Annotated in this window: 11 protein-coding genes; 6 read left to right on the top strand and 5 right to left on the bottom strand. The window is 71.0% G+C overall.

The window, feature by feature from the left end:
• Position 1: 1 nt before the first annotated feature.
• The 3 genes from ACFQW8_RS08060 to ACFQW8_RS08050 all read right to left on the bottom strand — a co-directional run bounded on the left by ACFQW8_RS08060 (position 2) and on the right by ACFQW8_RS08050 (position 2857).
• The gene (locus ACFQW8_RS08060; RefSeq protein ID WP_380086479.1) at positions 2 to 817 is read right to left on the bottom strand and encodes a PP2C family protein-serine/threonine phosphatase; all 816 of its coding nucleotides are present in this window, start codon (positions 815 to 817) and stop codon (positions 2 to 4) included.
• Positions 814 to 1296: a hypothetical protein gene (locus tag ACFQW8_RS08055; RefSeq protein ID WP_380086478.1), complete on the bottom strand. Its 483-nt coding sequence runs from the start codon at positions 1294 to 1296 to the stop codon at positions 814 to 816. Before ACFQW8_RS08055 ends, ACFQW8_RS08060 begins: the two co-directional genes overlap by 4 nt.
• A gap of 109 nt (positions 1297 to 1405) precedes the next feature.
• Positions 1406 to 2857 carry a CCA tRNA nucleotidyltransferase gene (locus ACFQW8_RS08050; RefSeq protein WP_380088625.1) on the bottom strand — a complete coding sequence of 484 codons (1452 nt, stop codon included), beginning with the start codon at positions 2855 to 2857 and terminating at the stop codon, positions 1406 to 1408.
• Positions 2858 to 2945: 88 nt separating this feature from the next.
• On the opposite strand from ACFQW8_RS08050, the gene ACFQW8_RS08045 reads away from it, so the two are divergent.
• The 6 genes from ACFQW8_RS08045 (at position 2946) to trxA (ending at position 8674) form a co-directional block, all read left to right on the top strand.
• A complete protein-coding gene (locus tag ACFQW8_RS08045; RefSeq protein WP_380086477.1) occupies positions 2946 to 3428 on the top strand; it encodes an NUDIX hydrolase in 483 nt (160 codons plus the stop codon).
• Positions 3429 to 3490: 62 nt separating this feature from the next.
• Positions 3491 to 5704, top strand: coding sequence for a hypothetical protein (locus ACFQW8_RS08040; protein ID WP_380086476.1), 2214 nt, complete (start codon positions 3491 to 3493; stop codon positions 5702 to 5704).
• A gap of 1 nt (position 5705) precedes the next feature.
• Positions 5706 to 6284: an RNA polymerase sigma factor SigM gene (gene sigM / locus ACFQW8_RS08035; RefSeq protein ID WP_380086475.1), complete on the top strand. Its 579-nt coding sequence runs from the start codon at positions 5706 to 5708 to the stop codon at positions 6282 to 6284.
• Between the two features lie 85 nt (positions 6285 to 6369).
• Entirely contained in the window at positions 6370 to 7155 is a 786-nt protein-coding gene (locus tag ACFQW8_RS08030) for a hypothetical protein (RefSeq protein WP_380086474.1), read from the top strand.
• A gap of 101 nt (positions 7156 to 7256) precedes the next feature.
• Positions 7257 to 8288 (top strand): thioredoxin-disulfide reductase, encoded by a 1032-nt coding sequence (gene trxB, locus ACFQW8_RS08025; protein WP_380086473.1) that lies wholly within the window; start codon positions 7257 to 7259, stop codon positions 8286 to 8288.
• A gap of 59 nt (positions 8289 to 8347) precedes the next feature.
• On the top strand, positions 8348 to 8674 hold the full coding sequence (gene trxA / locus ACFQW8_RS08020) for a thioredoxin (RefSeq protein WP_380086472.1): 327 nt from the start codon (positions 8348 to 8350) through the stop codon (positions 8672 to 8674).
• A 323-nt stretch (positions 8675 to 8997) separates the two neighbouring features.
• On the opposite strand, the gene ACFQW8_RS08015 is transcribed toward trxA, so the two are convergent.
• Both ACFQW8_RS08015 and ACFQW8_RS08010 read right to left on the bottom strand, forming a co-directional pair.
• Entirely contained in the window at positions 8998 to 10128 is a 1131-nt protein-coding gene (locus tag ACFQW8_RS08015) for a ParB/RepB/Spo0J family partition protein (RefSeq protein WP_380086470.1), read from the bottom strand.
• Complete coding sequence (locus ACFQW8_RS08010) at positions 10125 to 11156, bottom strand: ParA family protein (protein ID WP_380086469.1); 1032 nt, start codon at positions 11154 to 11156, stop codon at positions 10125 to 10127. The genes ACFQW8_RS08015 and ACFQW8_RS08010 overlap by 4 nt, the downstream gene beginning before the upstream one ends.
• Between the last annotated feature and the right edge of the window lie 212 nt (positions 11157 to 11368).

Here is an 11368-nt window from a genome sequence, read left to right as displayed (position 1 = left end):
CTCAGGTCGGCATCAGGGTGTGACGGGGAGCCGTGTCGGCCTCGTCACTGTCATCTTCGTCGGAGTCGAAGGCGACGACAACAACACTGATGTTGTCACGACCACCGGCCTCCACGGCGGCCCGGCAGAGCGAGTCCGCAGCCTGCTGGGGGTCGTCGTACTTCTGCAGCGCCACCATGATCGTGCGGTCGTCCAGCTCGTTGGAGAGGCCGTCGCTGCAGAGGACGAAGCGTTCACCCGGGTGCGGCGGGAAGACCCAGACGTCGGCGTGGGGCCCCGGCTCGGTGCCGAGCGAGCGCGTGATGATGTTGCGGAGCGGGTGTCGCAGCGCCTCCTCTGCGGTGATGAGTCCGGCGTCGACCATCTCGCGGACCTCGGAATGGTCCTGGGTGACCATGCTCATCCGGTTGCCGAGGAAGCGGTAGACGCGGGAGTCACCGACGTTGAAGACGATCCAGTGGTCGGCGCCGCCCGCGTCGACGACTGTGAGCCCGGCGACGGTCGTGCCCATGCCGGTCTGCTCGGGGTGCTGCCCGGCGGACTCGAGGATGCGGTCGTTGGTGCGGCGCAGCAGCGCGACGACGTCCTCGGAGCGGACGTGCTCGCGGGTGTTGAGCTCGCCCAGGCACTGCACCGCGATCTGGCTCGCGACCTCACCGGCAGCGTGACCGCCCATGCCGTCGGCGATGGCGTAGACGCGACCCTCCGCGATGAGGTTGTCCTCGTTGTGGGCGCGCACCCGGCCGACGTGGGTCGCGGCGCCCGAGCGGATGTGCACGTCCGGACCCGTGAGGGAGGCATAGTGACGGCCGCTCACGCGCCGGCTCCGCCCGCGGGGCTCACCCGCGCGGTCTCCATGGCGTCCTGGACCTCGTCGTAGTCGCGCTCGGAGTCCGGGCCGGCGATGCGTCCGGTGATGCGGACGAGCTGGGTGACCTCGCCGGCGTCGACCGACGTGAGGAGGTGCACGAGGTAGACGGGCTCGCCGTCCTCGATCCAGGAGACGTTGAGGCCGGTCCAGCTGCGGCCGTCGAGGTCGACGACGAACGTCGGGTCGGCCTCGCCCTCGTCGTGGGCCTCCGCCTCGACGACGAGATCCTCGACGAGTTCGTTGGGAGTCGCGTCACGCGACGTGTGCACGTATGCCGTGAGCCGCGGTGCGAGGTCCCCTCCCCTGCCGTGGACGGCGCGGAAGAGCGCGTCACCGCCCGGCTCGACGACCCAGCTGTCGGGCACGGCCAGCTCGATGGTCGGGAGCTGGGGGCTGAGCGCGCTCGGGTGGCCCACCGTGGGCATCGGGGCCACCTCCAGGCAGTCGGGGGCAGCGCCCTCACCGGGCGCCGTTCATGATCCGAGCCAGCCTAGCCCTGCGGCGCCGGTGCGCACGATGGGGAGAACTCCCCGTTCAGCGGTTCGATGACTCGGGCTGGTCGGCCCACCAGGTGCGCAGCCGGTCGGCAGCGGCCTCGGGTCCGATGGGCCCCTCGTCGAGCCGCACCGACAGGAGGAACTTGTAGGCCCGGCCCAGCACCGGACCGGGGCGGATGCCGAGCACCTCGGCGATCTCGTTGCCGTCGAGCTCGGGCCGCACCGCCGCCAGCTCCTCCTGCTCGAGCAGGAGGTCGATCCGACGTTCGAGCTCGTCATAGGTGCGCGACAGCCGCTGCGCCTTGCGGACGTTGCGGGTCGTGCAGTCGGCGCGGGTCAGCCGGTGCAGTCGGGGAAGGAGCGGTCCCGCATCGGTGATGTAGCGCCGCACCGCCGAGTCGGTCCACTGCCCGTCGCCGTAGCCGTGGAAGCGCAGGTGCAGCTCGACGAGCCGAGACACCGCCTTGACCGTGTCCTTGTCGAACCGCAGCGCCTTGAGCCGCTTGGCGGTCAGCTTGGCGCCGACGACCTCGTGATGGTGGAAGCTCACACCTCCCGCGGGCTCGAAGCGGCGCGTCGCCGGCTTGCCGATGTCGTGGAGCAGGGCCGCGAGGCGCAGGACGAGGTCCGGCCCCGGCACCGACTCGGGCGGCCCGTCGGCCGGACCCTCGAGGGCGATCGCCTGCTCGAGGACGATCAGCGAGTGGTCGTAGACGTCCTTGTGGCGGTGGTGCTCGTCGACCTCCAGCTGCAGCGCCGGGAGCTCGGGCAGCACGTGCGCCGCGAGCCCTGTCGCCGTGAGCAGCTCCAGGCCCGCCCGGGGCCGGGGAGCGAGCACCAGCTTGACCAGCTCGTCGCGCACGCGCTCGGCCGAGACGATCGCGAGACTGGCCGACATGGCCTGCATCGCGGCATACACCTCAGGAGCCGGGACCACTCCGAGCTGGGCGACGAAGCGCACGGCCCGCAGCATCCGGAGCGGGTCGTCACCAAAGCTCACCTCCGGTGCAGCCGGGGTGCGCAGCACGCCGGCCCGGAGGTCGGCCAAACCTCCGTGGGGGTCCACGAACTCCAGCGACGGCAGGCGCAGCGCCATCGCGTTGACGGTGAAGTCGCGGCGGACGAGGTCCTCCTCGAGCGACTCGCCGAACGCCACGACGGGTTTGCGGGTCACGCCGTCATAGGCGTCGGCGCGGTAGGTCGTGACCTCGACGACCGTCTCGACCCCGCCGTCGCGTCGCCGCGCCCCGATCGTCCCGAACTCGCGACCCATGTCCCACGTCGCGCTCCCCCACGAACGCAGGATGGCCTCGGTCTCGTCGGGCGAGGCGCTCGTGGTGAAGTCGAGGTCAGGAGGGGTCCGGTCGAGGAACGCGTCACGCACCGGACCGCCCACCAGGGCCAGCTCGTGACCGGCCCCGGTGAACCGTGCGCCGAGCTCGGTGAGGAGCGGCAGCACCGGGGCGAGACGGGCGACGGCCTGCTCCATGAGCGCGGCCGGAGGTGGGGTGTGCGGTGGGGTGGGTGACACGAGTGACAAGAGTAGGTGCATCAGGGTGCGTGGTTAGAGTGACCAGATGAGCCATGCCGCAGCGGAACCACCCCGGGTCACCCGGCGGCTTCCTGCGGTCGAGGAGCGATCCGCAGGCGGTGTCGTGGTCGACGTGCACGACGGAGAGGCGCGGATCGCCGTCATCGCCCGCCGCAACCGCGCCGGCCGGGTCGAGTGGTGCCTGCCCAAGGGACACATCGAAGGTGCCGAGACCCTCCCGCAGACCGCCGCCCGCGAGGTCGCGGAGGAGACCGGCATACAGGGCAAGGTCCTCATCGAGCTGGGCACCATCGACTACTGGTTCGCGGTCGGTGACCGGCGGATCCACAAGTACGTCCACCACTACCTCCTCGAGGCGGTCGGTGGTGTCCTCACCATCGAGAACGACCCCGACCACGAGGCGATCGACGTCGCGTGGTTCGCGCTGCGTGATGCGCACCGGCACCTCACCTTCCCCAACGAGCGCCGCATCGCCCGGATCGCCTGGCAACGGCTCGCCGGAGACTGAGCCGGGTCGGGGACCCCGGCCCCGCCTAGGATGGGCGCCACACTGAGCGGAAGGGGCACCCGTTGGAGGGCGTCGGACCGGGAACCACCCTCGATGGGCGGTACACCACGCAGCGCAGGATCGAGCAGCGCCACGGGGGCGAACGCTGGACCGCTGACGACACGACCCTCGGGCGCTCCGTCGTGGTGCTCTGCCTCCCCGACGAGGACCACCGTGCCAGCGCCCTGCTCGACGCCGCTCGCCGCGCCGCCGGTCTCGAGGCTCCCACCCTCCTCCGCGTCCTCGACGTCGGTCGCGAGCGCGGCCTTGCCTGGGTCGTGGAGGCCGAGAGCGCCGGTGCCCGTTCGCTCGCCCAGCTCGTCCACGAGGGTGGCCTGCCGGCCGACGAGGTGCGCCGCATCGTCGGCGAGGTCGCCACCGCCCTCGAGTCGGCCCGCCAGCGTGGCCTGCACCACCTCGACCTGCGTCCTGAGGACGTCCTGCGCACCCTCGACGGTGAGGTGCGGGTGCGCGGTGTCGCCACCACCGCCGCTCTCCTCGAGCTGGACGACCTCGAGTCCGAGGACGCATCCCGTCGCGACGCCATCGGCGTCGTCTCCCTGGCGTATGCCGGTCTCACCGGTCTGTGGCCGGGTGAGGGTCAGACGTCGCTCGGGCCCGCTCCGCGCGTCGTCAACGGGGTCGCTGCCCCGTCCGAGATCGCGGCGGGGGTGCCGCGAGACCTCGACGCGTTGTGCCGCCTGACGCTCGGTGAGGACCAGGGACCGACGTCGCCGGGTGACTTCGCCCGCCAGATCGCCCCCTGGCCGTCACGCCAGGTCGCCGGACGGTCCACCATCGCGACCACGGGTGTGGTCGACCCGCGCGTGCCGACGGCGCTGACCCCGGCCGCGCTCGCTCCGTCCGCTCGTCCCACCTCCGCGACCCCCGCAGCCTCCGCGGCTGGCGCGGCGGGCGCGGCGGTGCCGGACGAGTCCACTGCTCCGCTCGAACCGGTCGAGAGCAGGGAGTCGGACGAGGTCCCCGCGGAGGACGTGCCGACCAGGGTCATCGACCGTTCCGGGCTCGCGGACACCGCGCCCGACGAGTCCACCCAGACCATCGAGACCACCCCGGCCACCGAGGCGATCCCGGTGGCCGACCCGGCCGTTGCAGCTGGCGAGACCCCTGGCAGGAGCGACCTCGACAGCACCGCCGAGCTGCAGCCGGTCCGGCCCGCTCCTCCCTCGGGCGATGACGACACCGGGCCAGGGCCTGAGGCGGGCCGCGGCTCGGACGACGACACCCCTGCGCGTCCGGACGATGCCGCCGCCAGGTCGCCTCGCCCGACGCCAGGTACCAACGCCGCAGCCGCCGCGAGGGCTGCCGCAGCTGCTTCCGCTGCCGGCGCGGCCATGGCCGGGGCCGGCTCGGCCGTGGCGGGCGCCGTGGGCCGAGTCGGCTCACGCGTCGGGTCCCTGGGCCGCCAGGTGGGGGACCGGGCGGCCGAGAAGGCCGCCGAGCGCCGCGGGTTCCGTGAGCGGGTCACCGGCCCGAACGCTCCCGGACTGACACCCGACGGCGAACGCCTGCGGCCCGGCACCGGCAGGGACGCGTTCCTCGAGGCACCTGCGCCCCTCGTGCCCGCCCAGCCGCTCAACCGGCGCGAGTCCAAGCTCGCGCTCGGCATCGTCGCCGCGTTCCTCGTGCTCGCTCTCGCCTTCGGTGTGCGCGGAGTGATGCAGATCGGCTCCAACACCGACCTCGACTTCGGTGGCGTGCCCGACCGGGCCTCGACTCCCAGCGCCACCCGCAGCCCCACCCCGACCGGCTCTGGCACCGCCAGCCCGAGCGCGACGACCGGTGAGCCGCTGCAGATCCTCGGCGCGGACGGCTTCGACCCCCAGGGCGACGGGCGCGAGAACGGCACGCGGGCGCCTCGAGTCTTCGACGGCAACCCGTCGACCTCGTGGCAGTCCGAGGGCTACTCGTCCGCCGAGTTCGGCGGGCTCAAGCAAGGTGTCGGCGTGAGCGTCGACCTCGGTCCCAACGTCGCCGCCCGCTCGGTCACGCTGACCCTGACCAACGAGGCCGACGTCGCGGTCTACATCAACAGCGAGCGCTCGCTCAGCTCGGCCATCAAGGTGGGCGAGAAGGCCGGGGTCGAGGGCCCGGTGACCTTCCCGGTCAAGGCAGGCACCCAGGGTCAGTACGTCATCGTCTGGTTCACCGGGCTCACCACCGACAGCACCGGCCGCTACCGCGCCCTTCTCGGCGAGGTCGAGGTCAAGAACTGACATGGCCGATGTCGAGGGCGCTGACGACCGCGCCCTCATGGCCGCTCACGTCGCCGGCGACACCGAGGCCTTCGGTGAGATCTTCCGCCGTCACAAGGACCGCCTCTGGGCCGTGGCCGTGCGCACGACCGGCGACCCCGAGCTCGCTGCGGACTGCGTGCAGGAGGGCTTCATCAACGCGTTCCGGCGTGCCGGGTCCTATCGCGGCGACGCGGCTGTCTCGACGTGGCTGCACCGGATCGTCGTCAACGCCTGCCTCGACCGGCTCCGGCGCGAGCGGGACGTGCTGCGCCGAGCCGGTGACGCGGCTGACATCGACATCATCGACACGCACGACCGGCACGGTGAGGCCGAGACCGGGCTCGACGTCCGAGCGGCCCTCGCCGGGCTCCCGGAGCACCAGCGCGTCGTCCTCGTGCTCGTCGACATGCACGGTATGCCGGTCGCGGAGGTCGCGGAACTGCTCGAGGTGCCCGTGGGCACCGTGAAGTCGCGCTGCGCGCGCGGCCGCTCGGCGCTCGCCGAGCTCCTCGGCCGGCCCGCAGAGGGCGCCTCCCGGGAACCTGAGGCCACGTCGTGACGTCCTATCGAGAGTGGCGTGTCCGCTGGCGTCGGCCCCCTGACGCTGGTGCGGCCGGTACGAGACCTGGGATGAGGAGCTGGTGGTGAGCGCGCAGGACGACGATCTGGACCCGACGGGGATGCGCGCGCTACTGCGTGGGCTCCCGGACCCGGGGCCGATGCCCGACGACCTGGTCCGCCGCATCCACGCCTCGCTGGCCGAGCAGCCTGCGCTTGAAGGCGAGACCCACGCATCTCCCGAGGGCGTTTCACGTGGAACGCCGACCCACACGCGACGGTCCTGGTGGAGCAGACACGCAGGTCACGCCGCAGTCGCTGCGGTCGTCCTCCTCGGGGGCGGAGCGCTGGTCAGCGGACAGCTGGGCCTTCTCGACCGGCAGTCGGGCGTGGAGAGCACCGCTGGGGGCGCGGTGTCCGACAGCGCAGCGAGTGACGCCGAGTCCTTCACCGGGTCGCCACCCGATGCGGACGCCTCCGGCCCTCAGGACTCGGACCTGACTACCACCGGGAAGCGTCTGCGTGACGCCGATCCGGGAGCGGTCGTCGTGCGGCAGTCGGGACGTGCCTACACGGCTGCCGCCCTCAGGACTCAGCTGGACGAGCCCGCGAGCGCACCCCCCGTGCCCCCCCTGACGGCCGAGGCCCCGAGCATCGGTCCGATCGGCACCGAGCTGGGGGTGCGCTCCTGCCTCGAGGCGCTCGGCCTCCCCCGTGCCACGGCCGCGGAGGTCGATCTCGCGGTCTTCGACGGGGCACCCGCAGCGGTCGTCATCGTGACCGTGGGAGGTGAGCGGACGGCATACGCCGTCGCTCGGGACTGCACCACCGACAACCCGGCCGTCCTCGCCGGTCCGGTGGCCCTTCCCTGACCGCGGGTCGGGCCACGTGTCGGGAACACCGAGCGCCTAGGATCAGTTGCATCGTGACCACCGCATGTAGCGGTTGGTCCCCACCACAGCCACAAGGGACGGTGTTCGTGAGCTCCTCCGCCGACGCGACCGTGATCGCGACCGACGACCAGGACGTCCGCAACGTCATCATCATCGGCTCCGGCCCGGCGGGCTACACCGCTGCCGTGTATGCCGCTCGCGCCAGCCTCCAGCCGGTCCTCTTCGAGGGAGCCGTCACCGCTGGCGGTGCCCTGATGAACACGACCGAGGTCGAGAACTTCCCCGGCTTCCGTGACGGCATCATGGGCCCGGACCTCATGGACGAGATGCGTGCCCAGGCCGAGCGCTTCGGCGCCGAGCTCGTCACCGACGACATCGAGTCGGTCTCGCTCGACGGCGAGATCAAGAGCGTCGTCGACGGCGAGGGCCGCACCTGGCGTGCCCGGGCCATCATCCTGGCCATGGGTTCGGCCTACCGCGAGCTGGGACTGCCCGACGAGAAGCGTCTCTCCGGCCACGGCGTCTCGTGGTGTGCGACCTGTGACGGCTTCTTCTTCCGCGACCAGGACATCGCCGTCGTCGGTGGAGGCGACTCCGCCGTCGAGGAGGCCACGTTCCTCACCAAGTTCGCGCGGAGCGTGACGATCGTGCACCGGCGCGGCGAGCTGCGCGCCTCGAAGATCATGGTCGACCGGGCGCTGAGCAACGACAGGATCAGGTTCGCCTGGAACAGCGAGGTCGCCGAGATCCATGGCGGCGACAAGCTCTCCGGTGTCACGCTGCGTGACACCACCACCGGCGCCACGAGCGAGCTCGCGGTCACAGGCCTGTTCATCGCCATTGGCCACGACCCGCGCAACGAGCTGATCCAGGGCGTCGTCAACCTGGACGCGGAGGGTTACGTCCTCGTCGAGGGCCGCTCGACGCGCACGAACCTGCCCGGTGTCTTCGCCTGTGGAGACCTCGTCGACCACACCTACCGTCAGGCCATCACGGCGGCGGGCTCCGGCTGCGCTGCCGCCCTGGACGCCGAGCGCTTCATCGCGGCGATCGAGCACGAGGACGCTCCGGCTCGCGACGCCGCCCTCATCGCGACGCTCGTCGCGCCCTGACCACCCCTCCACACCACCAAGCCCGCCCTTTGACCCCAACCCAGGAAGGACCCCAGCCCATGGGAGCCACCCGCACCACCGATGACGCCTCGTTCGAGGCTGACGTCCTCAAGAACAGCAAGGTCACCCTCGTCGACTTCTGGGCCCCCTGGTGTGGTCCCTGCAAGGCGATCGCCCCCGTCCTCGAGGAGATCGCGCGCGACCACGCCGACACCCTCGACGTCGTCAAGCTCAACACCGACGAGAACCCTGCCGTCACCGGCAAGCTCGGCATCACCTCGATCCCGACGATGCACGTCTACAAGGACGGCGAGATCGTCAAGACCATCGTCGGTGCCATGCCCAAGCCCAAGCTCCTCCGCGAGCTCGAGCCCTTCCTCGCCTGACAGCTTCCCCACCACACGACGACGCCCCCCAGCCACACGCCGGGGGGCGTTGTCGTGTCACGATCGAAGCGAATCACGGTGCAGCACAACCGAATTCGCGAGGCGCATGTGGGACGGAGCGGAGCGAGCACAAGCCCGTTCGCCGCTGGCTGGGCCTGGCGGGAGCGCGGAGCGCGGCCAGCGCGCGGACCGCGGATGGGACTGCGGCGAACGGGTTTGTGCACGCGCAGCGGGCAGGAGCGTCTCGTGCGCAGCGCGGATGGGACTGCGGCGCACGGGGGGGTTCACGCGAAGCGGGCAGGAGGGCCTCGCCCGAAGGAGGCTCAGCTGGGTGAGCGGAGCTGCATGGCGTCGAGGATCCGGTTGAGGTCCTCGACGGAGGCAAACTCGATGGTGACCTTTCCCTTGGCCTTGCCGAGCGCGATGCCGACGCGGGTCTCGAGGCGGTCCGAGAGGCTGGCGGCGAGGTCGTCGAGCTGCGGATGGCGCCCACCGGCACGGGGACGACGCCTGGCCGGCTTCTCGTCCTCGACTCCGAGGGAGACGATCTCCTCGACCGAGCGGACGGACAGACCCTCCGCGACGATGCGCTGGGCGAGGCGCTCCATGGCCGCGTTGTCGGAGACGCCGAGGAGGGCGCGGGCGTGCCCTGCGGAGAGGACTCCGGCGGCGACGCGGCGGGCCACGATCGGAGGCAGCTTGAGCAGGCGCAGGGTGTTGCTGATCTGGGGACGCGAGCGACCGATGCGGGTGGCGAGCTCCTCCTGGGTGCAAGCGAAGTCGTCGAGGAGCTGCTGGTAGGCAGCGGCCTCCTCGAGGGCGTTGAGATTGCTGCGATGCAGGTTCTCCAGGAGCGCGTCACGCAGGAGGTCGTCGTCCTCGGTCGCCTTGATGATCGCGGGGACGGTGTCGTTGCCGGCTTCGCGGCTGGCCCGCCATCGGCGCTCGCCCATGATGAGCTCGAACTCGACACCTTCGGGGACATCGGTGGCGTCCGGAGAGATGGGGCGGACGACGACGGGCTGCAGGACGCCGATCTCACGGATGCTGTGGACGAGCTCAGCGAGATCGTCCTCGTCGAAGACCGTGCGTGGCTGGCGTGGGTTGGGGCGGATGGCGTCGAGAGGCAGGTCCGCGAACCGGGCACCCGGAACGGTCACGAGCTCAGGGCTGTCCGAAGTGGTGGACGAGGACTGCTCACCAGCGTGGGGGCCGCTGACCTGCGACGATGCGTCCCGGTCCGTGGTTCGATCCGCCTCCTGGCTACCGCCGGGGATGTCGATGGAATCCGGGTCCGCGGGCGGACGTGAGGCTGGGTCCACCGCTCCGGACCCCGCTTCTTCCGGGGGGCGCTCCTTGAAGAAGACGTCGGTGGGGCGGTTCGTCGCGCCACCGGCACCGGGTGGGATGAGGGCGCCGAGTCCGCGGCCGAGGGCACGTCGCTTGTCGCTCATGAGCGATCCTCACTGTTCTCGGCCGCGTTCTGCGCTGCCATCTCGGAGGCGGCCTCGAGGTACGAGAGGGCGCCGCTGCTGTTGGGGTCATAGGTCATGACGGTCTGACCGTGGCTGGGCGCCTCGGAGATGCGGACCGAGCGCGGTACGGAGGCCTTGAGCGTCTGGTCGGGGAAATGACTGCGAACCTCGTCGGCGACTTGGGCCGAGAGCCGGGTGCGTCCGTCGAACATGGTGAGCAGGATGGTCGACACATGGAGGTTGGGGTTGAGGTGGTCGCGGATCAGCTCGATGTTCTTGAGCAGCTGCGACAGCCCTTCCAGCGCGTAGTACTCGCACTGGATCGGGATGAACACCTCACTGCCGGCAACGAAGGCGTTCACGGTGAGCAGGCCAAGGCTGGGCGGGCAGTCGATGAACACGTAGTCGAGGGCCTGCCCCTGCTCGGTGAGCTCGGTGACGTACTTCGAGACCGCTCTCTGCAGCCGTGTCTCCCGAGCCACCAGCGAGACGAGCTCGATCTCGGCGCCGGCCAGGTCGATCGTCGCCGGTGCACAGAACAGTCCTGGCACGTCTGGACAGGGTTGCACGACCGTGCTCAAGGGATCGCCGTCCACGAGCACGTCGTAGATGCTCGGGACCTCGGCGTGGTGGTCGATGCCCAGCGCCGTGCTCGCGTTGCCCTGGGGATCGAGATCGATGACCAGCACCGTCGCACCCGCCTGAGCCAACGCGGCTGCGACGTTCACCGTGGTCGTCGTCTTGCCGACCCCACCCTTCTGGTTCGCCACGGTGAGCACGCGGGTCTGGGCCGGGCGTGGCAGCTCCCGCCCCGCGAGAGTCATCCGCTTGCGAGTGTCCGCCGCCACCGCTTGGGCCAAGGGTGTGTCCGCTCCAGCAGCCGGGATGTCGGCCACGTCCCCCTCCTGCACCTCGCGGGACACGCGGTCCAGCGCATCGGCGGCCTTCTCCGACTCGATAGGCAACGTTTCACGTGAAACGTCGTCGACACCCTCAGTCACTGTCACCGAGTCAGTCTCCCCCGCTGAGGCCTCGTCCCCAGCCGACGCCTCAGCGCTTGACGTCACATTCAGCTCAGAAACTGCCCGCAAAACGGTCGTTTCACGTGAAACATCTCCCCGGTCGACGCCATCTGGACCAGGCCATCCCAGCGGAGCGGATTCGGGGCCGGCAAGGGCGGGAAATCCCAGCCCAGGGGTCACGCGGCGTACGGCCTCGA

This window comes from Knoellia altitudinis (assembly GCF_042666355.1).
Lineage (GTDB): Bacteria > Actinomycetota > Actinomycetes > Actinomycetales > Dermatophilaceae > Knoellia > Knoellia altitudinis.
The sequence above is the reverse complement of the archived record's forward strand: the minus strand, read 5'-3'. Positions and strand labels throughout refer to the sequence as shown.

Excerpts from the sequence above, each read along its gene's own strand:
- ACFQW8_RS08045 (WP_380086477.1), top strand. The coding sequence starts at position 2,946 with ATGAGCCATGCCGCAGCGGAACCACCCCGGGTCACCCGGCGGCTTCCT.
- ACFQW8_RS08055 (WP_380086478.1), bottom strand. The coding sequence starts at position 1,296 with ATGCCCACGGTGGGCCACCCGAGCGCGCTCAGCCCCCAGCTCCCGACC.
- sigM (WP_380086475.1), top strand. The coding sequence starts at position 5,706 with ATGGCCGATGTCGAGGGCGCTGACGACCGCGCCCTCATGGCCGCTCAC.
- ACFQW8_RS08050 (WP_380088625.1), bottom strand. The coding sequence starts at position 2,857 with ATGGAGCAGGCCGTCGCCCGTCTCGCCCCGGTGCTGCCGCTCCTCACC.
- ACFQW8_RS08015 (WP_380086470.1), bottom strand. The coding sequence starts at position 10,128 with ATGAGCGACAAGCGACGTGCCCTCGGCCGCGGACTCGGCGCCCTCATC.
- trxA (WP_380086472.1), top strand. The coding sequence starts at position 8,348 with ATGGGAGCCACCCGCACCACCGATGACGCCTCGTTCGAGGCTGACGTC.